Consider the following 25,921-nt stretch of genomic DNA (forward strand, 5'->3'; position numbering starts at 1 on the left):
TCTGTTTTAGCTCTTTTTTATTAACAATTGATGTGCATATTGGCGTGCCCATTGATCCGCTTCTAATATAGCATCTAGTGAAGGATCTTTTACGTTATGATGGGCTTCAACTGTTTTGTAAATTGTTTTTTCAATATCGAAAAAGGCAATTTCATTTTTTAAGAATAGTGCATTCGCAATTTCATTTGCTGCGTTTAATACAGCAGGAGTAGTACCACCAATTTTGCCACATTCATATGCGTATTGTAGACAAGGAAACTTCTCTAAATCTGGTTTTTCAAAATGTAAACTACCTATTTTTAATAAATTTAATTTTTCAATGGATATATATTTTACCATGAAAAAACCTCCAAAGTTGTTTCGAGTATTTCTGCAAACCTATATAATATTAGACAATTGAAGTGGAAATTCCTGCTATATAAAATAGAAAATTTTGGTTTGTTCAGAAGTGAAATGTGATAAACTGTAAAAAAATAACGAAAAGCGATGAAAGAGAAGAGTACATATTCGAAACTTTTCAGAGAGCTGATGTGTGGTGGGAATCAGCAAGGAATGAATATGGAATGGGCTCTGGAGCTTCTAACTGAAATGAGTAGGTAAAGACGGTTACTTCCCGTTATTGAAGTGTGAAGTGAGCTATAAAGATAGCTAATTAAGGTGGTACCGCGGGAGTCTCTCGTCCTTTTTTTAGGATGAGGGGCTCTTTTGTTTTGAGAAAGGAGGAGTTAGGATGAGTGACAAAATAATGTTAACAGGAATTAAGCCGACAGGTTATCCGCATTTAGGAAATTATATTGGTGCAATTAAACCTGCGTTGCAAATGTCAAAGAAGAATGAAGGAAAAGCATTGTATTTTATAGCAGATTATCACGCGTTAAATGCTGTGCATGATCCGAGCCAGTTTAGTAGTTATACGAAAGAGGTAGCAGCTACTTGGTTATCGCTTGGACTTGGGGAAGATGTTATTTTTTATCGGCAAACAGAAGTACCAGAGATTCTAGAATTAGCTTGGATATTAGCTTGTCTAACTCCGAAAGGGCTTATGAACCGTGCCCATGCATATAAAGCAAAGGTAGAGCAAAATAAAGAGGCGGGTTTAGAGGTCGATGCCGGAGTGAATATGGGGTTATATACGTATCCGATCTTAATGGCAGCTGACATATTGCTATTTCAGGCTACGCATGTGCCAGTCGGAAAAGACCAAATTCAGCATATTGAAATTGCGCGTGATATTGCGACGTATTTTAATCATACTTTTGGCACGACATTTACACTTCCGGAGTATGTCATACAAGAAGAGGGTGCAATATTACCAGGGCTTGATGGAAGAAAGATGAGTAAAAGTTACGGGAATGTGATCCCATTATTTGCAGAGAAAGAAAAACTACGCAAGTTAATATTTAAAATCAAAACAGATTCTTCACTTCCAAATGAACCGAAAGAACTAGAAACGTTATATACAATATATAAAGAATTTGCGACAGAAGATGAAATGCAGTCGTTACGTGAAAAATATGAGACTGGAATCGGATGGGGCGATGTGAAAAAAGAGTTATTTCGCGTTGTAGACCGTGAATTAGCTGGGCCACGTGAGAAATATGCTATGTATATGAATGAACAGAATTTATTATATAAAGCGTTGGAAAAAGGTGCTGAGCGGGCGCGGACTATTGCGAAGGTAAATTTAACAGAAATTAAGAAACGGATTGGATTTGAGAGGGAGCACTGAGCGTTCCCTCTTTTTTCTCTGTAACTTATTCGTCATATCGATGAGTAAAGCAAGGAGTTCGCATATTCTTTTGAAACTTATTAGTTGCATATATTAAAAAGTATGCTACTATAGGGTTGCTTATTAAACGTGTTTAATAAGTATAATGAAAGTCACTTAATAAAGATGTTTAATAAGTAGGGTTCATTTGATTACGAAGGAGATGATTCTATGAAAACAGAAAAAGAAAAGATGTTAGCGGGAGAAATGTATATTGCGGATGACGAAGAATTAGTAGCTGATAGGGTGGAGGCAAAACGTTTAACACGCCTTTATAACGAGGCGATGGAGACAGGAGATGAGAGGCGTTTTACATTATTAAATCAGCTTTTAGGTTCTTCAGCTGATGGGAAAGCGCAAATTAATCCTGATTTTCGTTGTGATTACGGCTACAATATCCATGTTGGAAAGAGCTTTTTCGCAAATTTCAATTGTGTGATTTTAGATGTTTGTGAAGTTCGAATCGGTGATAATTGTATGTTTGCACCTGGTGTCCACATTTACACTGCTACACATCCTTTACACCCAGTAGAGCGGAATTCTGGCAAAGAATATGGGAAGCCTGTAAAGATTGGTAACAATGTTTGGGTTGGCGGGGGCGCTATTATTAACCCTGGTGTTTCAATTGGAGACAACGCTGTAATTGCTTCAGGGGCGGTTGTGACAAAAGATGTACCTAATAATGTAGTAGTTGGAGGTAATCCAGCTAAAGTTATTAAAACGATAGACTTGTAGAAAACGTTTTTTATGAGTGCATGAATAAACAGATGTCGTATCGTATAGAAAAGGTGAAAGATGTTTCATATAAAGAAAAATAGTGCGGAAAATCGTACGAAGACATTACTTACTTCTTGAAACGCTCTTTTTCTTATTTGTTTTGCCGATTTTTTCGTTTGCTGTAAGTTTCTCTCATCGGTTATACAGCCTTTTTAGTCGGCTAGGTATACTAGGGGAGTCATTCGGAATACGTAATGCCTTGCTAGCTGTTTTATTATTTGTTCTCTTATCTGGAATTGTATGAATGCATCAAGCAAAACAGAGAGTGCGTGCAGCGGAAATATATCATCTCTATTGCTTTAGAAAATGATGTATGATATATTGTCAACGCAACTTATTAAAAGGGTTTAATAAGTATGTTGATTAAGGTGGTGAGCGATTTGAATGAACAATTTGTTACTCAAAAATCGATTAAAGAGACGATCCTTCGCGGCATTCGTAAAGTTCTTCTAGAGCGAGGTAGTGCAACGAAAGTTGAGCTTAGTAATACATTAGAAATTAGTTTTCCAACGATAAGTAAATTTATAGAAAAAATGAAACAAGACGGTGAAGTCACTTTAGCTGGTTTAGATGATTCAAGTGGTGGAAGAAGAGCGAAACGATATGAATATAATCCAGAATATATGTTAGGTTTAGCGATATTTTTAGAAAAAAATGAAACAAACTATACAATTTTCAACTGTTTAGGGGAAGTAAAAGAACAAGGAAGTACTTCAAGTATGTTAATTGATACGGGCGTAAATCTATTATCTAAACATATTGAAGGTCTTATCGCTACCTTCCCGAAAATAAGCTCTATATCAATTGGTGTGCCTGGTTCGGTTGATAATGGTCGTATTTTTTATATTCCTGGATATGAAAAGTTCCAAAATTTTAATTTGAAAAGTCATTTGGAGGAACAGTTTTCTATACCAGTAGTAATAGAAAACGATATGAATGCTGCAGTGCTTGGTTATTATAAAAACACTGGAAACTATGATAATTCCTCTCTTGTATATTTGTATTCAGGTCAAAATGGTCCAGGTGCGGGGATTATGGTAAATGGAGACGTCGTACGAGGGAGTACGTTTTTCTCAGGAGAGATATCTTTCATTCCGCAGTATGATAATAAAAATTTCTTACAAGCTTTGAGAAGTGAAGATTCGAATAATCCAGAGGAATATAATATAGATGCTATTACTCGTTTAATCGCTACATGTATAGCTATTATTAACCCTCATGCCTTTATCTTCTGTGATGATGAAGTGAATCAATTTGTAATAGATCAAATTGTAAAAAGTTGTCCGCAGTACATCCCGGCGGAACATATTCCGAAAATAACAGTGAGTAATTGGAAAGAAGATTATTTATATGGATTAAAAAGTCTAGGACTTGATCTTATGATTACGAGAACGAATAAAGAAAATTAAATGTCCTGGCAATGAAGCATCCAATTGTCAGTTGAATAACATAAAAGAAAAGGTGTCGATTATGAAAATTGAACATGTAGCAATTTGGGTGAATGATTTAGAAGGAATGCGTGATTTTTATAAACAGTATTTTAATGGTGAAGAAAATAGCTTATATGATAATCCGAAAAAGCAATTTAAATCTTATTTTATAACTTTTGAAGGTGGTGCGCGTCTAGAACTTATGAAGCAGGTAGGGTTAGATGATGCATTACAAACACAAACAATAGGATATGCACATATTGCTTTTTCTGTAGGTAGTGAAGAAAAAGTGAACGAATTAACGAATACATTAAAAGAAGCAGGATACCCTGTGTTAAACGGCCCACGAACTACAGGGGATGGTTACTATGAAAGTGTAGTAAGTGATCCTGAAGGAAATCAGATTGAGATAACGATCTAACATGAACAACCTCATTTCGCATTATCATGACGGGAGATGAGGCTGTTTTATTTTTATCTTTAATTGGAGTGATGAAAATCGCGAAGAATCCCCTCAATAACTGGATGAAGAGTACTAGGTAATTCATCAAGCGGAAAGAAACGTAATTCTTTTGATTCTGTTTGATCACATACAAGCTCACCGTGAAATTCTCGGCAAATATAAACAACGAGTACACCGTGTACTTGATCGCCGTTTGGGTAGATTTGAAAGAAATCTGGTCCTGAATATGTACGGAATAGTTCTGGATTTTTAATAATAAGTCCAGTTTCTTCATATACTTCTCGCTTTAAAGCATCTTCTAACGTTTCGTTATATTCTAAGGCGCCGCCAATGATGCCCCAGCGGTTGAAGTCTGTACGGAGCTGCAATAATATTTCATTTTTCTCATTTACTATAATAGCGTGTGAACCTATTAAAATCAGTGGATGATTTCCTACTAAATTTCTCATGTCTTCGATATACCCCATAGTTGTTCTCCTTATAGCTAATAATAATTAGGAAGTTCTTTTAACATTCTTTCTGTTTTCCGTGCTGTAAAGGCTAAGTTATGATCATCTTTCGTTCTGAAAAATAAAGTGCGTAAAAAGGTTTTAATGTTGGCACATAAAATACAATATTCATTTAACGAAAGGCGTTTTCTAATTTGGGGAAGCCTTTTTATTTTTTTATGAATAATAGAAATTAACTCGTCTTGCGGAAAGTCATGATACAACATCGCTAGTAAAGGAGTAACGATGCGTTCATCTTCGTTATTATGAAAAAGGTCAGATGGAATGAAGATTTTATTTAATAAACAATGAATTAACTCTTCGTACCATTCAAAAGTTGTATACGTATTATGAACAATTTCCGTAAAGGCATCAGATACGTGAGCAAGACAATGAGCCCATCCTTTATTTTCGATATAGCCCCGAAAATCCGTTTCTAAGTTTGTGTATGTAATGAGTTTGTTTTTTATTTCTTCGATATCCTCCTCCGTACAAAAGTAGTGCGAATTAGCGAATTGGAGTATTAACGCAAGTAACGAAACAGTGTAAGAACGTGTGAAAACCCCATCTGAATGCGGGGAGTATATGTCACAATATAAATACTCATCACTTAAACAAGTTTGCAACAGTAATTTTAGTTGATCGTCCATAAGGAATTCATGATGAATAAAATGTGCAAAACATTTATATATAAGTTGGTAACGAACGTAACTATCAGTCGTTCCGATATACTGAAGCATGTTCAAAGTTAACTCATTAATATCTATATGTTGCAGTTGCGTATAGTCATTTTGTTGTATAAGCTCTAACTGTTGTTGCAATGCTGTAATATCCAATGGAGAACCTCCTCCGCACTTTAAAGATGCGATGTTTTCTAGTATTCTATATATTCAAGGACAATCCTGCTCATGCAAGGAGAACAAGTAGAAATTCAAGTATGACATAGATGAGGGAAGTATATGAAGACTATAGAACAGTTAGAAAAACATTTTAAAATAAGAAGAAATGATTCTTCAATCATGATAAAAGAAAATAATGCAGAAGTTTTTACAGAAGAGCAATTAAAGGAAATGATGCAGTATTGCGTTGCTGAGGCTGAAAAAGAGGGAATAGAAAACATACATTTTGAGATTTCTTCAAAAAGCCCAAATTATGATGTGTATAAGAAATGTTTCGAAACGTATTCGTTTGAATATGTTACGGAAAACATGATTGTATGTAAGGATATATATGAAGTAGAAGATGTAGAAAGTGACATTGATTTTAAGTTGATTGAAGAAGTAGGTGAAGATGCTTTTTATTCTCTTTGGAGTGAGATGACGGAAGAACAAGTCACTTATGATCAATTTGTAAATATGATGCTACAGGAAATTGGGGAGCAATGGAAAGAACATTGTTTAACTGCGAGTATTAATGAAGAGCCGATCGGAATTGTAATCCCGCATATTGAGAGAGGTACGTTAGAAGAAGGAAAACTTATGTATTTCGCAGTCGCTCCAAATATGCGAAATAAAGGATACGAAGCAGCATTCTTTACAGGAGCAATGTTTGTCTTAAAAGAAATAGGAGCATCTTATTATATCGGTGAGACAAATGTACAAAATGAGTGGATGAAGGATGTTTTTGAAAAGAACGGATGTCAGCTGCTTAGTTGTACTGAGCGATATGTGAGGGTGTTTTAGGAGGAGGAATGGTCTATATTCTCGAACTCGTATAGCGGGAGGGGACTATTTATGTTAAAACAATCCATGCATTCATTCGTTTTACTGTATCCAAAGGTATTGTTAGAAGGCTGGAAAATTGAAAGAGTTTCAGAACGTTATGAAGGCGAAAAGTGGGAAACTTTTTGGTTTCAGGTTGTTACTCCAAATGGAATGTTTCGGGTAAAAGAGTTTTTCCTCGATATAATGGAGCCAGTATTTCCAGATAGTTGTATTTCTCAAGCAAAAGGAGAATGCTTTCAATATAAATGGCTTGTGTATTGGAAAGGTGTAAATTATAAGGGAAAAGAAAGTTACGTTACATCTAGATGGAAAACACAAATTGAAGTTTCTGTTGATCGTGGATATGTAAACCAAGATGAAATGGAACGATTTCTATTTGAATTACAACCGGTAAATATGGAGCTTGGGAAAACGATATTATATACACCATTTCACCTATTAAGCTTTCAAGCGAAGAGAGGTGAAATGGGTGAGATAGGAAGATGTCGTGGGTGGAATGCTCCCGGAGACGTATCCTATGTAAAATTGCCAATTCATGAAAAGGTAAGTTGGAGACTTGAATCAGTCGGTTTTGGAAATGATGAAATACAATATGTATACTGGGATGAAGATAATGAACTATATGCACTTTGGGTTTGTCGGCATAAAAACAAAGCGTATTATCCTGTTTCTTCTTGGACAATGAATTATGGCCCAAAACAAATTATAAATGGATTAGAGTGTTATTCGCATCCTGATCGCGGGACAGTGGTATATGAAGATTTAGGTGATGAACAAATTGCATATGTATTTCGAGGGAATCCATGTACAAATTTTGAACAAGTAAAAGAACTTTTTGCCTCTTTGTAAGATAAAAAGAAAAATGAGAACGACAAAATAGATATTTCTATAATACAATAAAGAAAGATTCGATTATATGAGGAAGCGTTGGTGAAAGAATGGAGCAGCAAAGAAATGGGTTACAAGCAACTGTAGAAAGAAATGAAGATAATACGTTACAAATAAAGTGGGAAAATAATATAGAAGAAGTTCGCATTTATTGGAGTACTTCACCAGATCATATTGAAGAAAATGGAGAATTACTTGCAACGGTAAATGGAGAATCATCATGTACAATTGAAAACCCGAGTGAAAATGAGCGTCCATATTTTAGAATAGTAGGAAGTAATGGACAAGCAGTAACAGTAGCTGAGCGTAGATTGCCATTACAAGGCGCGTTTAACTTCCGTGATATGGGAGGCTATGAAACGACTGAAGGCCGTAAAGTAAAATGGGGCAAGTTGTACCGTTCTGAAGAATTAGCAGGACTAACAGAGTGGGATATCGACTATTTACAAAAGTCTGGATTAAAGTTAATTTGTGACTATCGTACAGACTTTGAAGTGAAGCATAAGCCAAACCCTGAGATTACAGGAGCTCGTCAAGTGTGCTTACCAGTTATGCAAGACTTAGCGAAAGACTTGAACATAAATGAGTTTTTCCAAGTTGGTGACCTTTCTATGTTAGGGAAACCAGGTGAATACCTTGTGAAAATGAATCAAGATTTCGTAAGTGGTAATGAGGCATTCGTGAGCTTCTTAAACTTAGCGCAAAACCCGGAAAACTTACCGTTAGTAAACCATTGTACAGCTGGAAAAGACCGTACTGGATTTGGATCAGCATTATTATTACTTTTACTAGGTGTACCAGAGAAAACAGTAATGGAAGATTATTTACTAAGTAACGGTTTCCGTGAAAAGTTAAACGAGAAAATGATGTCCTTTTTAGGTGCAAAACTACAAAACGATGAGAGTAGAGCGATATTAGGTGCGATGTTCGAAGCTCGTGCTGAGTATTTACAAGCTGCGATTAATGAAATTAAGAAGCAATATGGTTCAGTTGAAGCGTATGCTGAAAAAGCACTTGGCTTTACGAAAGAGTCGTTAGAGGAAATGAAAGTGTTATTGCTAGAGGATAAATAATGAGGGGGGAGGCTAATTGGATTAGCCTCCTGTTTCTATTATGAAATTTTTCGTTGCCTTATTATCCCTATGACAATTGGAATAACTGTCCCAATTAACAATATCGGTAAAAATAATTTTCCGAAACCGCCGCTCCATTTTAAAGCTATTGAAATGGTTTCAAATTGGATGAAAGCAAAAATAAGTAAACAGACATTTTTTAATTGATTTAACACTTTTCTACTATTTAAATAAAATTCTTTAGCATTTGACTCATCCAGTCTTTGTGGATAGTTATGAACTTCTGGAAACTTTTCTAAAGTCTGCATGAGAAGGAGTATGAATGCTCCTATTCCTGGTAGAAGTAAAAGCTCCCACTTTGATCCCCAACGATCTACAGCCCCATATGCGTTATAATGTGCGGGTACTTCCTCAGGTAATCTTCCCCAAATGATAATCAAAAAAATGATGGATCCAAAGAACAATAAATATCCAATAATATCTCCAACCCATTCACTTTTTGTTTTTCGAATTTTTATTTTAGGTCTTTCCCATGAATTTACTATATTTTTCCGCTCCCTTCCTAATAAGTAGAGTAATACAGTTCCTGGATTGCCAGTTTATAATTTGAATCTATTATCCAAATTATCTCAAATTTATAGTGTTTTCACAATTAATTATTTTTGAATAACATGACTCGTGTGTTTTACACAACTGTAAGATCTCTGGATAGTAGCTGTTTGTAAAAGAAAAAATTCGACTTAAGAGTTGATTAATGAGAAAATACAAGTTGTAAATAACGTACTAGTTGAGGAGAAAGAAACAGTAAACAAAAACATAGACAAAATTAGGCATATATAGTGAAAAGTAATTATGAAACAATATAAACCAAAAGAATTTTCAGAAATGCTTAATGTCTCTGTTAAGACATTACAAAGGTGGGACAATCATGGTGTTTTACCTGCTTACCGAAACCCAAAAGGAAGAAGATACTATACAGAAGAACAGTATAAGGAATATATGAGTATTCAAGAAGAAAATAAAGTAGGCGAAGTAGTTATTCAAATCCAGGTCAGAAAGATGATTTAGAAAATCAGGTTGAGTTTCGCAAATGCACGAGGGATAATTGTAGATAAAGTTATCAAAGGTATTGGTAGCGAATTAAACTACAAAAGAAAACAGTGGAATAAACCTGATTGACAGTTGTATGGAAAGAAATATTTCGACGATCATCATTGCACACAAAGATAGATTTGTACGTTTTGGATATGATTGGTTTGAAGAGTTTCTTCGTAAAATGGGAGTGGAAATTATGATTGTTAACAATGAAAAACTATCTCCTCAAGAAGAACTTGTTCAGGATTTAATATCTATTATTCATGTATTTAGCTGTAGAATATATGGGTTGAGAACATACAAAAAGAAAATCTCGGACGATGAAGACCTATGAAAAGAGCATATTTAATAGAAATCAAACCGACAACTGAACAAGTTAGTAAAATCCGTCAAACTATTGGGGTGTGTCGATATGTATATAACCTGTATATCTCTAAAAATAAAGAGGCATATGAGTCGGAGGGGAAATTTCTTAGTGGCTATGACTTTTCTAAATGGCTAAACAACATTCATACAAAAGAGTGTGACCAGTGGATTAAAGAAGTGTCGAGCAAAGCGGTAAAACAAGCGATTATGAATGGAGATAAAGCTTTTAAGCGATTTTTTAAAGGTTTATCTCAGTTTCCAAGATATAAAAAAAAGAGGAAGCAAGATGTGAAGTGCTACTTTCCGAAAAACAACAAAACAGATTGGACAGTAGAAAGACATAGAGTAAAAGTCCCTACAATTGGTTGGATAAGGTTAAAAGAGTATGGATATATCCCTAAAAATGCAACTGTAAAAAGTGGCACAGTATATCAAAGAGCAGGAAGATATTTTGTATCTGTACTTTGTGAAAGAGCAGAAATAAGGGTAAAACCAATGCTGAATAAAGTAGGTTTAGGGATTGATTTAGGACTGAAGGATTTCGCTGTACGTAGCGATGGAAAAACTCATAAAAATATAAATAAAACAGTACAAGTAAAAAAGATAGAAAAACGGTTAAAACGTGAACAACGCTCTTTATCACGCAAATTTGAAAATCTAAAAAAGAGAGGTGAACAACCTGTTACTAATAAAAGAGCGAATATAAACAAAAATATTCTTAGGGTGCAACAACTACATGCTCGATTAGCGAATATTCGAATAGAGTATGTAAAGTCTATTGTAACGAATGTGGTGAAAACCAAGCCAACGTTTATTACAGTGGAAGATTTGAATGTGAAAGGTATGATGAAGAATAAACATCTATCTAAAGCTGTAGCACAACAATGTTTCTATGCTTTTAAAACATGGTTATCAACGAAATGTAGGGAATATGGAATTGAACTACGGCAAGCGGACAGATTCTATCCATCTTCTAAAATATGTTCATGTTGCGGTCAAAAAAAGACAGATTTAAAGCTGTCTGACCGAGTATATACATGTGATTGTGGCAATGTAATGGATAGAGATTTGAACGCAGCGATTAACCTTTTACAAGCAAAAGAATATACAATACTAACGTAAATAGATTGTATATATGTACGGTGGGCTACATCGGAATTTACGCCTGTGGAGTGTCACAGCAAACTGTAGTAGCAAGTGATTAGCGAGGCAGGGCACGTAGAAGCAGGAATACTCTAAGAATATACATTTGTCTATATTTTTAGTAGCAGAACATCATGAAATACAAAGTTATATTATTCGACGTAGACGATACATTATTAGATTTCCCTGAAACGGAAAAACACGCATTACATAATGCGTTTGTACAGTTTGGTATGCCTACAGGGTATAGTGATTATCTTGCAAGTTATAAAGAGATTAGTAATGGGTTATGGAGAGATTTAGAAAATAAAATGATTACGTTAAGTGAATTAGCGGTAGATCGATTTAGACAATTGTTTGCACTGCATAATATAGAAGTAGATGCACAGCAATTTAGTGACGTATATCTTGAAAACTTAGGGAAAGAAGTACATCTTATTGAAGGTGCAGTGCAATTATGTGAGAATCTACAAGATTGCAAGCTAGGCATCATTACGAATGGATATACGAAGGTACAACAATCTAGAATTGGAAATTCGCCTTTAAGTAACTTCTTTGATCATATTATTATTTCAGAAGAGGTTGGTCATCAAAAACCAGCACGTGAGATTTTTGATTATGCATTTGAAAAGTTTGGGATTACGGATAAATCAAGTGTACTAATGGTTGGAGATTCGCTCACTTCTGATATGAGAGGCGGAGAAGATTACGGCATTGATACGTGTTGGTATAATCCGAGTTTGAAAGAGAATAAGGCAAGTGTTAAGCCGACTTATGAAGTGGAGAGTCTGCTGCAAATTTTAGAACTTGTAGAAGTAGCGGAAGAAAAGGTAGTTTCATTTTAATTGTGTCGATATTTGTTGATAAATCGATATTCTTTGTCGGATCGTCGATATATCGAAAAAATCGTTGATATATTTTGAATTGCTGCGGTCAATTTAGGAAAGAGCTGTGTAACAACTAGAGGTGAAAAAAGGATGTTAACGTTTTTATTTGAGTTAGACAAGAATATCCCACAGAAGGATGAGCCACGGTATGATGCTTATGTAAAGGGCTTTATCGAAGGGGATATAACGATTCGCGTGAGTGACAGCGTACTTTTTCAAAAGTCACGTATGAAGATTGCAGAGCTCGGTATTTATTTAGGACAGTGGATGGAGCAAGTGCAACACGGGCAGAATGTACATATGAATTATGAAACGCCTGACCGTGATGAGACAATTCTTAGTTTCTCCTATGAAGAGGACAATCAATGGAGAGTTTCTTCCAGTTGGCAACAATTTGAGGTTCAGGAATGTATTTCTACTACAGCATTAGTGGAGAGTGTTCAGCGTTATTTATATGAGTTAAATAAAGAACTGCGCGCGTTAGAATATCCTGTGACGTTTGATCAGTACTTAAGAGGAGAGCGGGTGATGCAGCTTTCTTACAAACGACTGTGTGATAGTAAAGCGGATACGGTGCCTATTGAGGTTTACAATGAAAGCGACAGAGTAGGCACAGTACGGGGGTATTATAAAAATACGTTGATGAGAGTGCTAGATTTCATTCCGAAAGTCGGTAGTAATATCATTTATGAAATAAAGGATAGTAAGGACAATATTCGCGTCATTGCAAAGGATGTAAGTAGGCAGCGCCAAAGAAGGATTTTAGTAACGTACATTGATCGTCATGATGCAGAGCATGAAATACTTGTATGTGACGGAAAGTTATTAGATGCAAATTTCTTATTTACCTTTACATATAAGAGGGAAGAATATGTTGTTCACAAAACTACAATTGGGATTGGAAAGTTATTACGAAAAGGATATGTAATCGCAGATTGGAACATTCGTCTTGAGGAAGATATGTATGATATTGAGATGAATGCATATGATGAGAATTATATAGAGGATCAATACTTACTATTAGGCGTATTTCATGCTGTTTTGTATGGGTGATAAATGAGAAATACCGGCATTCTTCATGGGAAGGATGCCGGTATTTCTATTTATTCTCAAAAATAAAAATCTCATCAATCGTACTATGAAGAGCCTTCGCTATATCGTGAGCGAGCTGTAAGGAAGGATTATATTTTCCTTTTTCGAGATGGCTAATTGTTTCACGGCGTACACCAACACTCTTTGCTAAATCTTCTTGTGTCATGTTCAACTTGGCGCGGTATTCTTTTATTTTCGTTACGAACGCCATGGCGCATCTTCCATTTCATCAACAGGTTTATCGTAAAAGAACATAGAGAAGCCGAACGTAAGAATGAGTGTGCCGAAAATAAGAGCGATATCAATCTCTTGTAGTGCCGGGTTTGGAAACAGCATTTCAATAAACATAATAATAGCGGTAGTTAGTAATGTAACGATAAAGGCATTGCGGCAAGATTTATTGACGATTTGTTCAAATAGTTCATCGTGTTGAACCGTTCTATACGTTGTGAAAAAAGAGAAGAAACAGAACATAGTAAACAATCCTTTGTCGTAAAAAAAGCCGAGGAAGCCAAAGAAACCGAGAAATCCTAAATATTTAATCCAAGTTGTTTTCACGATAGATTCTCCTTTCAATGTTAGAAATAATTCACGTTATGTTATAAATATATCACATATAAAAATGTATAGTAATAATAGTTTTCCAATTCTTTTCATAATAATAGTAAAAAGAGGAAATATACTGCGAAATAAAGAGGATAATATTGTAAAATGGTTGTAAGGAGGGGGAGGAAGGTATGCTAACTTGGATCATGATCGTTGTATTACTTGTAGTCATTACTGTAGTGGCGACGGTGTTAATTGGGCGAAAGGGTGATGCAAATTATAGTAAAGCGACAAAGGGGAATATTAGAAGGCTTACGATGATTTATATGATACTAGCTATCGTTTTAATCGTTGGATTAGGTCTGTATATTTATTTCAAAGGTTAAAAACTGAAAAATACAAAAATAAAAAAATATAAGTATGCTATAATATTAATATAGTTATTTGGTAATTAAGGAAGGGATTGGATGTAATGATTGAAATTACGAATGTGTCAAAAAGTTATAATGGGTCTACCTATGCAGTAAAAGATTTAAGTTTATCAGTGCCTAGCGGAGAAATCTTTGGATTTTTAGGACCGAATGGTGCGGGTAAATCAACGACAATTAAGATGATTACTGGTATTCATGGGGTGGACAAAGGGACGATTACGATTAACGGTATAGATATTATGAAAAATCCGATGGAAGCGAAAAAGACGTTTGGTTATGTCCCAGATAGTCCAGATATGTTTTTACGATTAAAGGGAATTGAATATTTAAACTTTATGGCAGATATGTATGAAGTGCCGAAAAAAGTACGCCAAGAACGAATTGAGTCTTTAGCGAAGAAATTTGATCTTTATAATGCATTATCGGATCAAATTCAAAGTTACTCGCACGGTATGAGACAAAAGATTGTTATTATTGGTGTGCTCGTGCATGAGCCAGATGTATGGATTTTAGATGAACCGTTAACGGGGCTTGATCCGAAATCTGCATATATTTTAAAAGAAATGATGAGAGAACATGCGGATAAAGGAAAGATTGTATTCTTCTCTACACACGTATTAGAAGTGGCAGAAAAATTATGTGACCGCGTCGCGATTATTAATAAGGGAAATCTGCAGTTTAAAGGGAATTTAGATGAAATGAGAGATCATTTTAAATCCAACGAATCACTTGAAAAAATGTTCTTGGAGATGACGGGCAATGAGTAAAATTTGGACGTTAACGAAAGTATTATTAAAATTAAATTATGCAGATTTTATAACAGATAAGAAGAAGCGATGGGCGTATGTATTTTCATTTGCAGCCATTTTATTTGTCGGCTTTTTACTATTTGGTTCTATCACGCATGCAATGTATGAGGGAATGATACATTTAGGGCAAGATCCAGGAATGATTATCGCAATGGGACTTGCGATTGCGAGTATATGGGTATTTTTAATGAGTATTACGAACATTTTAACTGTATTTTACTACAGCAATGACATTGAAATGTTACTACCGTTACCATTAAAACCAGCGCAAATTATTTCGGCGAAATTTTTAACAGTCTTAATTACACAATACGTAATGAGTTCATTTATTTTATTACCAATCTTTATTACGTACGGGTTAAAAAGTGGCGCATTTATTACATATTACATATATATGATTTTTATTTACTTACTCTTCCCAATTGTGCCGTTAGTATTAGCTTCGTTACTGATGACAGTTATTATGAGGTATACGAATATAGCGAAAAATAAAGACCGAGGCAATATATTTATTGGAATCGTAAGTATACTATTTATTGTAGGAATTAATGTGTTTTTACAGTGGAAAAATAAAAGCTCGTTTTCTGAAGATGCAATTGCGGATTACCTTGCAAACAACCAGTCTTCTCTTTTAGTACAAATGACAAACTATTTTCCAACTACATATTTTGGAGCAGTAGCATTAGTAGAAAATGCAAATTGGAAGGGTCCTTTATACGTAATCATCTTTGCAGTTATTTCATTTGTATTTTTTGTGTTGTTTTATTACATTGCAGAGCGTACATATTTAAAAGGGGTTATTGGACTTTCAACGAGTACAGCAAAAAAAGAAGTCATTTCAGCAGAAGGCTTACAGAAATCTACGGTACAAAGTTCACATTTGAAAGCATATGTGAAAAAAGAATTTAAAACGTTATTCCGTACACCACAATTTTTCTTAAATTGTATCGTACAAACTTTCGTTATGCCGATTATGTTGTTCTTCATTTTATTCGTGCAAGATGGGAATTTAAAATGGATCACGGGATATATTGATAATCCAAAATCAGCAGGACTTGCAATTGGTGTTGGCCTTTGTGCCTCTCTATTTTTAATGGGAAGTAACGTCATCGCAACAACTTCATTCTCACGTGATGGAAGCTCTTGGTTTGTGAATCGATATTTACCTGTAAAAGCTTCGGATATCTTTTTTGCGAAAGCAATCACGGCTTGGTTAATTAATGTAATTATTTTAGCAGTGTTCGGTATTACGATGGCAGTTGTAGCGGGAATTTCTCCAGTATTTATGGTTCTTTGGTTCTTATTAAGTGCGAACGGTTTATTGTTAATTAATTTAATCGGCACACGCTGGGATGCACAAACTGCAGATATACATTGGGATACAGAGCAGAAATTATTTAAGAGTCGCTATACAACTTTGTGGAATTTTTTAGCTAATATTTTAATAGCTTTAGTTATTGTTGCGGGAGTAGGTTTATTATACTTCTTCCTTCAAGTAGGACTGTGGGTTATGTTTATCGTTTTATTTGTAATGTTTACGATTGTAAATTATATCTTTATTAAAATTTTAAAATTAGGTGCAGAACGTATATTGTCAAATATTGAATAAATAGATAGATCCTCTGTATTCGTGCAGAGGATTTATCCATAGATGGAGGAGAAAAGGTGAAGAAAATAGCAATTGTAACAGGGGCAACTCGTCTGAATGGAATTGGTGCAGCTGTATGCAAGGTGCTTGCTCAAGAAGGGATAGACATTTTTTTCACGTACTGGTCTCAGTATGATAAAGCGATGCCGTGGGGAATGCATGACAAAGAGCCCTTTTTGTTGAAAGAGGAGATTGAAAGTTACGGTGTTCGATGTGAAATGGCAGAAATCAACTTATCGCAGTCGTATTCGCCCAATCGTTTGTTTTATATGGTATCAGAACGGTTAGGCGATCCATCTATTTTAATTAATAATGCAGCGTATGCTACTCATACGAGAATTGAAGAATTAAATGTAGAACAGTTAGATAAACATTATACAGTAAATGTTCGAGCTACTATGTTATTAAGTTCATTATTTATAAAACATTATGCAAGCAAGGCGAGTGGCAGTATTATTAATCTTACTTCAGGGCAGTCACTCGGGCCAATGCCTGATGAACTAGCATACGTAGCGACGAAAGGGGCAATTGAAGCATTTACAAAATCAGTAGCACCAGTTGCGATGGAGAAGGGGATTACAGTAAATGCTGTTGATCCAGGACCGACGAATACAGGATGGATTACAGAGGAGCTGAAGCATCACTTAGTATGGAAGTTTCCACAAGGTAAAGTAGGAGAACCGGTGGATGCTGCGCGCTTAATTTCTTTTTTAGTCAGTGAAGAAGCAAAATGGATTACGGGGCAAGTTATTCATTCGAATGGTGGTTACTCATAAATATATTATGTTAACAATTATTGAGAAACAAAAAAACGAAAGAAAATTTTATTTTTTTGTGTAAATAAAATGTCAAGAAAGATAAAAATTTGATAGAAGAGTATATCGTTATATAAGGATCGTAATTCTTCATATGACAATATACTCTTTTTCTTTTAGTAAAGAGAAGAAAAATGAAGTAGAAGAAACTCGAATATTCGAATTGATTTATCATTTTTTGTACGTATTATTATGAAGATTACTGTCGGAAAGATGGTAATTCGTATGAAAAGGGATTTTTTAAGGGGAAATCGAATCGTAAAGGGGAGGATAAATAAAGTAAACATAGGGGGATTTATATGAAAATGAAAAAGGTCGCTATCGCATCGATAACAATTGGTACAATGCTTACTATGGCAGCTTGTAGTCCATCAGCAGATAAAGAAACAGAAAAGAAAGAGCAAGTAACAGCGCAAAATGAAGGAGAAGTAAAAACGACAAGTGCAGATGAAGCGTCAAAAACAACGAAAGATACTGAAAAAGAAACAAATACTTCTTCAAATGAAAAAACAGATAAAGATGCCAAAAATACGAAAGAATCATCAGGAACAGAAAGTAACGGTAAAACGTCAACTCAAAACGAGAATGTAAAAACAAAAGAAAAAGAGACGACAGGAAAAACAAATGATCAAACGACTAGTGGGAAAACAACAGATCAAAGTACAAGTGCAAACTCAGACGGAAAAACAACGAAAGATCCGAAGAAAAACGTAGCGGTGAAAACAAATGTAAAAGAAGTTGCGGCATTAATTGATAGCTTAGACAAGCAATTAGCTGCTAATCCGAAATTAGAAACAGTAAATAAACTTGGAAAACAAATTAATGCAAAGTGGGATGTAATTGAGAAAGAGTTAGAAACATCACACCCAGCTGAATCTAAAACAATTGGACAAAGTATGTATCCGTTAATTGTAGGAGCGGAGAAAGAAAAGATAGATATTAATAAAATGAAATCATTAACGACGAAAACGAAAAAAGATTTAAATCAATTATTAACAAAACTTTCGTAGTTTCAAAAGCCTACTTGTGGGAGTAGGCTTTTTTTATGTGGAGAGTGTAATGAAGGTTTATGGGAATCATAATGAAAAAGGATGGTGATAAAAATGACAATAGATCGAATTTGTACAATTGGGCCAGCAAGTAATAATAAAGAAACGTTAGCGCAGTTAATAAGCAATGGTATGAAAATTGTTCGGCTAAATTTATCACATGGAACGCATGAAAGTCATAAAGATATCATTCGTTTAGTGAAATCGTTAGATGATTCTATTAAAATTTTAGGCGATGTACAAGGTCCTAAAATAAGGTTAGGTGAAATAAAAGGAGAACAAATTACACTTCAGGCGGGAGATTCTTTTATTTTGCATACGCAACCAGTTACAGGGAGTAGTACGGAAGCAAGTGTTGATTATGAAGGAATCGCGAATGATGTGAAAGTTGGAAGTAGAATTTTAGTTAATGATGGTGAAGTTGAGTTAATCGTTGAGAAAGTAAGTACGGATAAAATAGAAACGAAGGTGAAAACAGGTGGTAATATCTCATCTCATAAAGGGGTGAACTTACCAGGCGCAATCGTTCGTTTACCAGCTATTACAGAGAAAGATAAAAAAGATATTCAGTTTCTTTTAGAAGAAAGTGTTGATTTTATTGCATGTTCTTTCGTAAGAAAACCTAGTCATATAAAAGAAATACGAGATTTTATACAACAGTATAAAGAAACGTCACCTAATTTAATTGCAAAAATAGAAACGATGGAAGCGATCGAGAATTTTCAAGATATATGTAAAGAAGTAGATGGAATCATGATTGCAAGGGGAGATTTAGGAGTTGAGTTACCGTTTCAATTTATTCCGCTCTTGCAAAAAATGATGATTCAGGAATGCAATCGAACGAATACATATGTTATTACAGCGACCCAAATGCTTCAATCTATGGTAGATCATTCGATTCCAACAAGGGCTGAGGTAACTGATGTGTTTCAAGCTGTACTGGACGGAACGAATGCTGTTATGCTTTCTGCTGAAAGTGCTTCAGGAGAGCATCCAGTTGAAAGTGTGAGTACACTACGTCTCGTTTCTGAATTTGCTGAGCATGTGAAACAAGACGGTCCTTTTGTGATGAAAGATGTACTGGAATTGCTGCATAAATCTTTGGGTGAGTGAAAAATAAAAAGAGGGCGGATATGTATCCGTCCTCGTGTGTTTCATTCTATTCTTGCTCTTGCTCATCCAAAATCTTTTCAAACGCAGCAGATACTTTTTCAAATTCCTCGTCATTCTCAATGTATGAGAATTCACTATCTTCTTCTACTTTTAAAAAGAAAATATCAATGTCTTCCTCGGTTTCTGTTTGAATGTCTTCAACAAAGGCAACTGCAATATATTCAGCGCCTTCGACATCCATCGCTCCAAGCACTTCTACTTCTTGCTCTTCGTTATTCTCATCACTAAGCGTAAACACTTCGCCAACTTCAATATCAGACATATTCATTCTCCTCCTGTCCAACTCTAATAAATAGAGTGTTTAAACTGCATACATACTAATATATCTTTCCATGAAAAACCAATTTCATACATAAGAGAAATGAAATTCTACTTTTTTCGTATGAGTATGCAGCTATAAGGAGCGCATGTTATCTTATTCAATCCATTCAACAATTGCATCCATAGTCTGTCTTGTTTTATCACGTTTTGGCTCTTCTTTACGGTAACCAAAGGCAACCATAACAGATACTTCAAAGTTATCTCCATTGACAATGCCTTCTTGACGAAGTAAAGAATCTACTTTCTCTTTATCAAATCCTTCTATTGGACAAGAATCAATCCCGATTTGAGCTGCGCTCGTCATCATATTCCCTAAAGCAATATAAGTTTGCTTAGATGCCCAATCAAATACAGCACGATCAGATTGTAATAAGTTAAAATCTGTTTCCTGGAACTTTTTGAAGAATTCATATCTAATTTTTTGCGCGTCTTCAGGTAATTCAATAATATCATTCATCATATGTTTAATATAATCTGCATCATAATGCATATCTTTAATATTTCTTGAAAGAACAATGACAAAGTGGCTAGCTGTTGCAAGTTGCCCACCAGCGCCCCATGAATATGGTCGTAGTTTTTCTCTTAATTCTTTATTTTGTACGACAACAAATTTCCAAGGTTCATATCCGAAAGAAGAAGGAGATAATCTTCCTGTTTCTAAAATAAATTTAAAATCCTCTTCTGAAATTTTTTGCATAGGATCGAACGCTTTACATGCATGTCTGAAATGAAAAGCCTCCATAATTTTTTCTTTTGTAATTTGATTTGTATTTGTATTTTTCATAAAAGTTCCTCTTTTCATTAATTTATTTTGTAACCAAATTATATTTTTAAAGTAACATAGAAACAAGTACGCACATTTATGTGGTATAGTATCAAAAAAGATACTAATGTTAAGGGAAGGGATTTATTATGGATTGTTCAAACGAAAATAATGTGAATTACCCATTTTTAAATAAATATTCTTGTCCAGTTGAAGCGATGGTTGAGGTTATTGGCGGAAAATGGAAAGGGGTTATTTTGTATCATTTATTAGATGGTACAAAGAGATTTAATGAATTAAAAAGATTAAAACCTAATATCACACAAAGAATGTTAACATTGCAGCTAAGGGAACTCGAAGCGGATGGCATTATACATCGTGAAGTGTACCGTGAAGTACCTCCAAAAGTAGAATATTCGCTAACGGAGCTTGGTGAATCACTTCGTCCAATGATTCTATTAATGATGGAGTGGGCGACTCATAATATGGAGAAAGTTTTGGAGAGTAGGAATGCACAAAATAATAGTAAATAGTTGAATTTGGTATAGTAGAGAGAACGGATGAGAAGTGATGTTAAGAAATAATATTATTGCACTGCTGATTCCTCTTTTTATTGGCGTTTTCAGGTGGTTATTATCAAATTTCACAAATATATTAAATACGCGTAGTTTTGAGTAGAGTGTAATTATTTTATGTAAACTAATTATTGAGTTGCTCTCATCTATATAAAAACTTGTATACGTAATTCTATAATGGTAGGAAGGCACTTTTAGTTTAATACATAATACATCCATTGCTTTTAGGGAACAGTAATTCAAAACTTAAAACAATGGAGGTTATACTAATGCAAAAAGTACTTTTTTCTTTCTTTTGTATATTTTGTTTCGTAATTGGAAGTTCTTTCACTGTTCATGCTTTTTCTCCAAAGCAGTTGCCGGTTTCTCAAACGTCAGATCGATGGAAAATAGAAATTAAGAAACCTGATAAAAAAACTAGTTTAGTTACATCTAAAAAGGATGTTTTTGATACGTATGGTTTCGAGGTTCAAGATATTGGGAAGGACGCTTATCATGTAACCGTTGAAGTATTTCGAAATGAACCACATTCTCGAACGAAGTATGAACTTTTCACTTCTAAAAAAGATTATGTGTTAAGTAAAGAAATTGCTTTTAATCATGCGAATTTTCCTATATCCGTTCAGTCTAATGAACTTGAAGTTATTATAACTTGGCAAGAAAAGCCTTCTAAAGTGTTGGAAAATGGACAAAAAGACTGTGAGGCGGAAAGAAAGTATAAACAGACATTTATATTTAAACAAAATTAAATTGTGCGAAAAAACTCCATTATTTTTAATGGAGTTTTTTATTTTAACATTTACATTTTGAAGACACTTCACAATCATAACGTAGTAGGCGTATTAAAATACTTATTTAGTGTATTGTCTTTTAAAGAAGAAAGCGGAACCTTTACCTCACTACCTTCCTTCATATTCCGCAGCATAGCGGTTTCTGTACTAAGTTCTTCTTCCCCAATAATAAGCACATAAGGGATATTCTCTTTATTTGCATAATTAAGGGCGCGTTTTAATTTGCGTCCTGCTAGTTCAAGTTCGATTTTTAAGGAAGTGGTAGAACGTAATTGCTGAGCGATTTGTAAGCATTGTAATTCTGTTCCGAGCGGGATGATAAATATATCCGCTGTAGATGATACTGTTTCTTTCTGTGATAGTGCTGTATAAATAACGTCTAAACCGAATGAAATACCGACTGTTGGATAGTTCATGTTATCGCCACGGAATGCTCCAATAATATTATCGTAACGACCACCGCTACCGATGCTAGATGTAATCGAGCCATCTTTTAAAAAGATTTCATATACAGTACCTGTGTACATTGTGAGTCCTCGTGCTAAAAATGGATTAAATATCGTATTCTCATTTATTCCAAGAGCGATTAAATATTGCTGTAATTGTTGTAATTCGTTTACCCCATCTGCAACGAGTGGATTATTGAAAGCTTCTTTAAAGTCAGCAATTGAAAGCTGTAGACAAGATAATACGGTATTACATATCGTATCAGCCATTTCTTCAGAAATTCCGCGCTCAAGTACATCTTTCCGTACACCATCAATCCCAATCTTTTCGATTTTGTCTAATGATAAAATGACGTCACTCGTTCGTTCAGTAGGGATGTTAATAGACTGGAGAATACCGTTCAACAATTTTCGGTTATTATATTGGATCGTTACTTCTAAGTTTAACGTTCGGAACAGTTCAAACGCCATGCTCATAAGTTCCGCTTCTGCCATGACAGATTCAACACCGACAATATCAACGTCACATTGTATAAACTCACGAAATCTCCCTTGTTTAATAGGGCCATCTCGAAATACTTTCCCAATTTCATACCGTTTAAAAGGAAGGCGTATGTTTGGATTCATTGCCACAACTTTTGCGAATGGAATTGTCAAATCGTAACGTAAGGCAAGTGCGCGTTTTCCTTGATCCTGAAGTGTATATATTTCTTTTAATATTTCATCACCACCGCCGTACTTGTAAGACATAAGCTCATACATATTTAATGTCGGCGTTTCTAACGGTTTACATCCGTATCGTTCAAACGTGTCTTCGCACGCTCTTTTAATTTTATTTCGTAGTACTTGTTCCTCTGGTAAATAGTCTTTCGTTCCTTTTACATTTCTCATTTCCATTGTAATCACTCCTTTTTAAATTAAAAAAAGCTATGCAGGTATAAAAATACCCACATAGCTTTATGAACGCTTCGTGGGTCAACAGGAAAAGCCCTGTACCCACGAAGAAAAATTTTTCTTCGGATACACGGCGTTACGTATGATGATGAAGTTGGAAAGAAGTATTAAAATTTTGCATTACAAATCTCTCCTTAACATAAGTTTTTCCAAATTATATCAGATGATTTTTGAATTATCAATATTTTTAGTTTTGAAATATACGTGAAGTTATGTAGGAGAAATGGAAAAGGGTGTATAATAAAACTTAATAATATGAAATAACTTTTTTAAGGAGAACGTTATGAAAAAAGATAAAACAAATGCGATGCGAATATTAGATAAAGAAAAAATTGAATATTCGATGATGTCATATGATCCAGACGATGGAAAAATTGATGGCGTATCAGTAGCCGAGAAAATTGGACGAGAAGTGAGAGAAGTATATAAAACGTTAATCGCTCAAGGGAATAGTAAAAATTACCATGTGTTTATCATCCCGGTAGATGAGGAACTAAATTTAAAAGCTGCCGCAAAAGCAGTAAGTGAAAAGAAAATTGAAATGATTCCTGTTAAAGATATTACGAAAGTGTCAGGATATATTCGCGGCGGCTGTTCACCAGTCGGAATGAAAAAGTTATTTTCTACATGTATCGATGAAAGCGCCCAATCGCTTGAAACGATCATTGTAAGCGGCGGGAAAATCGGTATACAAATTGAGCTTAAAGTGGATGACTTGGCGAAAGTGACGAGAGCGCAGTTTGGTGAGATAACGAAATAATGATACATAGGGAAAGAAGTTCTAGTTTTATTTAATTTAGATAAAGATTTATAGGATAGTTAGTCCATTATGAGGGCGGATTATCCTTTTTTATTTACAAACTGGATAAACCAAATAAAGATTGAATGTTCAGTTTGATATAAACATATAATCTGAATCGTTTGTTTGGATTTTTGGGGACGACAAAGCCTCGGTGCGAGGACTTTAAATAAACAAGCAGAGTTACTCTTAAAGATAGACAAGTGACGGGAGAGTGTTTAATAGGGGTTCAAGAAATACCCAATCTTAGCTAGATGGGCATGGGGTGCTACCCTTGAAAGAGGATGTAGTGATTAATCATAGTTTATTGGGTTCTTCTTGGTTGATAGTAGTATAACATTATCATTAGTGATCCTAAATGTGATTATTCGTATATATTACCTTGGTTTTGTTATGTTTATATCTATGTTTTCTCTGCTTATAGATGGTGCATAACTTGAAATTGTATAATGTCTTTCCATAAATATTCCCTCATTGAGTAGAAGGAACGCCTATACTAGGAAATGAAAAAAGGGATATTTTAACAATGTAACCGGATTTTATAGTAAAATAGGTATCATGGTATAAATGTACGTTTTAGATATGAGCCCAATGAAACATAGGCTTATAGAATTGAGAAAGACCTAAAAACAAATAAGTTATATATTTTAAGACGGTAATACTTTAAGTGGTATATTTAGGGAATTAAGTAACTTAAATGATTTAAGATTCAAACTATGTAAAAGTTAAAGTATATGACTAAGGAAAAGAAGGTTTTGTAGTGTGCCACACATTCAAGAATTAATTCTTACATAGGAGTGCTTATATGAAAATTTTGAAGCATGTAATATTAGTATTATGTTTCTTATGTCTAAATGGTTGTAATCAAGAAAATGGAGCTGAGGTACAAGAATATATAAAAGAAAAATACGGTATTGATGTTGTTGTAACAGATTGGAGCCCGATAAATGAAAATAATGGTGGTAATACCTACCATACTGTACAAGAAAAAAATAACAAATATCTAAAATTCCGAGTAAAGGTACAAGGTCTCCTCTATTCGTATCTAGTAGGTGATGAATACCAATATGGGAAAAAAACATTTGAGGAATATAAGAAATTCAAACCAACTCTAGAAGAAATAAAAAAATTAGGATACGTGGAATCTGAAATGGAAAATCCTCTTCAATATATATTAGATAATAAAGATCCAGATGAAGGAAAACCTACTAATAAATTATTATTAACTTTGCAAATGATTAACGAGATTGACTTTAGCCAATTGAATTCCGTAGAATTAGATCGTTTATATGCTCTATTTCAACTCATTCAGGAGAATAATAAAAAGATAACAGAACTAGAGATTAAGGATCAAAATGGTAAATCTTTAGGTGGTCCTTTTAAAAATGTGCAAGAAAAGATAACAAAAGAAGAACTGTTACGAACAATGAAATCTACGATGTCAGATGTCATAAACAAATATTAGTAAAATTGGATTAGAGCGCAGCACAGTAGGGGCAAGATTATATGAAATGCAAAACGATTGATTCGCAATTAATAAAATCACTCTATAATCTGGCCCAATTGCTGAAAAATATGACCGGTATTTTTATAGCACTCTATTATTT

The 25,921-nt window shown here is 34.4% G+C and carries 27 protein-coding genes, 4 pseudogenes and 1 other annotated feature; of the genes and pseudogenes, 22 read left to right on the plus strand and 9 right to left on the minus strand.

Features of this window, described 5'->3' with window-relative positions:
- Positions 1–6: 6 nt before the first annotated feature.
- Positions 7–324: pseudogene (locus MR070_RS10370) on the minus strand (1-deoxy-D-xylulose-5-phosphate reductoisomerase); the annotation flags it as partial.
- Between the two features lie 153 nt (positions 325–477).
- Positions 478–687 (plus strand) — a binding site (T-box leader).
- A gap of 43 nt (positions 688–730) precedes the next feature.
- Between MR070_RS10370 and MR070_RS10375 the strand changes: the two are divergent.
- The 5 genes and pseudogenes from MR070_RS10375 to MR070_RS10395 all read left to right on the plus strand — a co-directional run bounded on the left by MR070_RS10375 (position 731) and on the right by MR070_RS10395 (position 4,396).
- Positions 731–1,729, plus strand: a complete 999-nt coding sequence (locus MR070_RS10375; RefSeq protein WP_242261194.1) for a tryptophan--tRNA ligase — start codon at positions 731–733, stop codon at positions 1,727–1,729.
- Between the two features lie 210 nt (positions 1,730–1,939).
- Positions 1,940–2,503, plus strand: a complete 564-nt coding sequence (locus MR070_RS10380; protein WP_044793200.1) for a maltose O-acetyltransferase — start codon at positions 1,940–1,942, stop codon at positions 2,501–2,503.
- A gap of 167 nt (positions 2,504–2,670) precedes the next feature.
- Positions 2,671–2,789: pseudogene (locus MR070_RS10385) on the plus strand (MFS transporter); the annotation flags it as partial.
- Positions 2,790–2,925: 136 nt separating this feature from the next.
- Positions 2,926–3,954: an ROK family transcriptional regulator gene (locus MR070_RS10390; protein WP_242261195.1), complete on the plus strand. Its 1,029-nt coding sequence runs from the start codon at positions 2,926–2,928 to the stop codon at positions 3,952–3,954.
- Between the two features lie 61 nt (positions 3,955–4,015).
- Complete coding sequence (locus MR070_RS10395; RefSeq protein WP_000687562.1) at positions 4,016–4,396, plus strand: VOC family protein; 381 nt, start codon at positions 4,016–4,018, stop codon at positions 4,394–4,396.
- Between the two features lie 59 nt (positions 4,397–4,455).
- On the opposite strand, the gene MR070_RS10400 is transcribed toward MR070_RS10395, so the two are convergent.
- On the minus strand, positions 4,456–4,905 hold the full coding sequence (locus MR070_RS10400) for an NUDIX hydrolase (protein ID WP_000540479.1): 450 nt from the start codon (positions 4,903–4,905) through the stop codon (positions 4,456–4,458).
- 17 nt (positions 4,906–4,922) lie between these two features.
- Entirely contained in the window at positions 4,923–5,762 is an 840-nt protein-coding gene (locus MR070_RS10405; protein ID WP_242261196.1) for a DUF2785 domain-containing protein, read from the minus strand.
- A gap of 123 nt (positions 5,763–5,885) precedes the next feature.
- On the opposite strand from MR070_RS10405, the gene MR070_RS10410 reads away from it, so the two are divergent.
- The 3 genes from MR070_RS10410 (at position 5,886) to MR070_RS10420 (ending at position 8,611) form a co-directional block, all read left to right on the plus strand.
- Positions 5,886–6,608: a GNAT family N-acetyltransferase gene (locus MR070_RS10410; RefSeq protein WP_044793196.1), complete on the plus strand. Its 723-nt coding sequence runs from the start codon at positions 5,886–5,888 to the stop codon at positions 6,606–6,608.
- A 51-nt stretch (positions 6,609–6,659) separates the two neighbouring features.
- Positions 6,660–7,499, plus strand: a complete 840-nt coding sequence (locus MR070_RS10415) for a hypothetical protein (protein WP_000917823.1) — start codon at positions 6,660–6,662, stop codon at positions 7,497–7,499.
- 89 nt (positions 7,500–7,588) lie between these two features.
- The gene (locus MR070_RS10420; protein WP_242261197.1) at positions 7,589–8,611 is read left to right on the plus strand and encodes a tyrosine-protein phosphatase; all 1,023 of its coding nucleotides are present in this window, start codon (positions 7,589–7,591) and stop codon (positions 8,609–8,611) included.
- Between the two features lie 38 nt (positions 8,612–8,649).
- Here the strand turns inward: MR070_RS10420 and MR070_RS10425 are convergent, their stop codons facing one another.
- A complete protein-coding gene (locus MR070_RS10425; RefSeq protein ID WP_000464976.1) occupies positions 8,650–9,075 on the minus strand; it encodes a DUF1648 domain-containing protein in 426 nt (141 codons plus the stop codon).
- A gap of 388 nt (positions 9,076–9,463) precedes the next feature.
- On the opposite strand from MR070_RS10425, the pseudogene MR070_RS10430 reads away from it, so the two are divergent.
- The 4 genes and pseudogenes from MR070_RS10430 to MR070_RS10445 all read left to right on the plus strand — a co-directional run bounded on the left by MR070_RS10430 (position 9,464) and on the right by MR070_RS10445 (position 13,155).
- Positions 9,464–10,040 (plus strand): annotated as a pseudogene (locus tag MR070_RS10430) (IS607 family transposase).
- On the plus strand, positions 10,037–11,194 hold the full coding sequence (locus tag MR070_RS10435) for an RNA-guided endonuclease InsQ/TnpB family protein (protein WP_242261198.1): 1,158 nt from the start codon (positions 10,037–10,039) through the stop codon (positions 11,192–11,194). Before MR070_RS10430 ends, MR070_RS10435 begins: the two are co-directional and overlap by 4 nt.
- A gap of 155 nt (positions 11,195–11,349) precedes the next feature.
- The gene (locus MR070_RS10440) at positions 11,350–12,060 is read left to right on the plus strand and encodes a YjjG family noncanonical pyrimidine nucleotidase (RefSeq protein ID WP_242261199.1); all 711 of its coding nucleotides are present in this window, start codon (positions 11,350–11,352) and stop codon (positions 12,058–12,060) included.
- Positions 12,061–12,192: 132 nt separating this feature from the next.
- Entirely contained in the window at positions 12,193–13,155 is a 963-nt protein-coding gene (locus MR070_RS10445) for a tubby C-terminal domain-like protein (protein ID WP_242261200.1), read from the plus strand.
- A 46-nt stretch (positions 13,156–13,201) separates the two neighbouring features.
- On the opposite strand, the gene MR070_RS10450 is transcribed toward MR070_RS10445, so the two are convergent.
- On the minus strand, positions 13,202–13,405 hold the full coding sequence (locus tag MR070_RS10450; protein WP_044793191.1) for a helix-turn-helix transcriptional regulator: 204 nt from the start codon (positions 13,403–13,405) through the stop codon (positions 13,202–13,204).
- The gene (locus MR070_RS10455) at positions 13,393–13,752 is read right to left on the minus strand and encodes a DUF3796 domain-containing protein (RefSeq protein ID WP_048525167.1); all 360 of its coding nucleotides are present in this window, start codon (positions 13,750–13,752) and stop codon (positions 13,393–13,395) included. Before MR070_RS10455 ends, MR070_RS10450 begins: the two co-directional genes overlap by 13 nt.
- Positions 13,753–13,931: 179 nt before the next feature.
- Here MR070_RS10455 and MR070_RS10460 point away from each other — a divergent pair, with 179 nt between their 5' ends.
- The 6 genes from MR070_RS10460 to MR070_RS10485 all read left to right on the plus strand — a co-directional run bounded on the left by MR070_RS10460 (position 13,932) and on the right by MR070_RS10485 (position 19,605).
- Positions 13,932–14,126, plus strand: a complete 195-nt coding sequence (locus MR070_RS10460) for a hypothetical protein (RefSeq protein ID WP_242261201.1) — start codon at positions 13,932–13,934, stop codon at positions 14,124–14,126.
- 86 nt (positions 14,127–14,212) lie between these two features.
- Entirely contained in the window at positions 14,213–14,938 is a 726-nt protein-coding gene (locus tag MR070_RS10465) for an ABC transporter ATP-binding protein (protein WP_242261202.1), read from the plus strand.
- Positions 14,931–16,589 carry a putative ABC transporter permease subunit gene (locus MR070_RS10470; RefSeq protein ID WP_138321552.1) on the plus strand — a complete coding sequence of 553 codons (1,659 nt, stop codon included), beginning with the start codon at positions 14,931–14,933 and terminating at the stop codon, positions 16,587–16,589. Before MR070_RS10465 ends, MR070_RS10470 begins: the two co-directional genes overlap by 8 nt.
- Before the next feature lie 56 nt (positions 16,590–16,645).
- Positions 16,646–17,404, plus strand: coding sequence for an SDR family oxidoreductase (locus MR070_RS10475; protein WP_044793188.1), 759 nt, complete (start codon positions 16,646–16,648; stop codon positions 17,402–17,404).
- A gap of 338 nt (positions 17,405–17,742) precedes the next feature.
- Positions 17,743–18,453 carry a hypothetical protein gene (locus MR070_RS10480; protein WP_000782552.1) on the plus strand — a complete coding sequence of 237 codons (711 nt, stop codon included), beginning with the start codon at positions 17,743–17,745 and terminating at the stop codon, positions 18,451–18,453.
- A gap of 81 nt (positions 18,454–18,534) precedes the next feature.
- A complete protein-coding gene (locus MR070_RS10485) occupies positions 18,535–19,605 on the plus strand; it encodes a pyruvate kinase (protein WP_242261203.1) in 1,071 nt (356 codons plus the stop codon).
- A gap of 46 nt (positions 19,606–19,651) precedes the next feature.
- On the opposite strand, the gene MR070_RS10490 is transcribed toward MR070_RS10485, so the two are convergent.
- Together MR070_RS10490 and MR070_RS10495 are read right to left on the minus strand one after the other, a co-directional pair.
- Positions 19,652–19,933 (minus strand): DUF1292 domain-containing protein, encoded by a 282-nt coding sequence (locus MR070_RS10490; RefSeq protein ID WP_001997837.1) that lies wholly within the window; start codon positions 19,931–19,933, stop codon positions 19,652–19,654.
- Positions 19,934–20,080: 147 nt separating this feature from the next.
- On the minus strand, positions 20,081–20,788 hold the full coding sequence (locus MR070_RS10495; protein WP_242261204.1) for an NAD(P)H-dependent oxidoreductase: 708 nt from the start codon (positions 20,786–20,788) through the stop codon (positions 20,081–20,083).
- 110 nt (positions 20,789–20,898) lie between these two features.
- On the opposite strand from MR070_RS10495, the gene MR070_RS10500 reads away from it, so the two are divergent.
- Together MR070_RS10500 and MR070_RS10505 are read left to right on the plus strand one after the other, a co-directional pair.
- A complete protein-coding gene (locus MR070_RS10500) occupies positions 20,899–21,282 on the plus strand; it encodes a winged helix-turn-helix transcriptional regulator (protein WP_000340660.1) in 384 nt (127 codons plus the stop codon).
- A gap of 311 nt (positions 21,283–21,593) precedes the next feature.
- Positions 21,594–22,073 carry a hypothetical protein gene (locus tag MR070_RS10505; RefSeq protein ID WP_242261205.1) on the plus strand — a complete coding sequence of 160 codons (480 nt, stop codon included), beginning with the start codon at positions 21,594–21,596 and terminating at the stop codon, positions 22,071–22,073.
- 74 nt (positions 22,074–22,147) lie between these two features.
- Here the strand turns inward: MR070_RS10505 and MR070_RS10510 are convergent, their stop codons facing one another.
- Positions 22,148–23,458 (minus strand): histidine--tRNA ligase, encoded by a 1,311-nt coding sequence (locus MR070_RS10510; protein ID WP_242261206.1) that lies wholly within the window; start codon positions 23,456–23,458, stop codon positions 22,148–22,150.
- 340 nt (positions 23,459–23,798) lie between these two features.
- On the opposite strand from MR070_RS10510, the gene ybaK reads away from it, so the two are divergent.
- Together ybaK and MR070_RS10520 are read left to right on the plus strand one after the other, a co-directional pair.
- Positions 23,799–24,275 (plus strand): Cys-tRNA(Pro) deacylase, encoded by a 477-nt coding sequence (ybaK, locus tag MR070_RS10515; protein WP_044793177.1) that lies wholly within the window; start codon positions 23,799–23,801, stop codon positions 24,273–24,275.
- A gap of 844 nt (positions 24,276–25,119) precedes the next feature.
- Positions 25,120–25,837: pseudogene (locus MR070_RS10520) on the plus strand (hypothetical protein); the annotation flags it as partial.
- Positions 25,838–25,921 lie beyond the last annotated feature (84 nt).

The sequence above is a fragment of the Bacillus cereus group sp. BfR-BA-01453 genome (assembly GCF_022662915.1).
GTDB lineage: Bacteria > Bacillota > Bacilli > Bacillales > Bacillaceae_G > Bacillus_A > Bacillus_A paranthracis.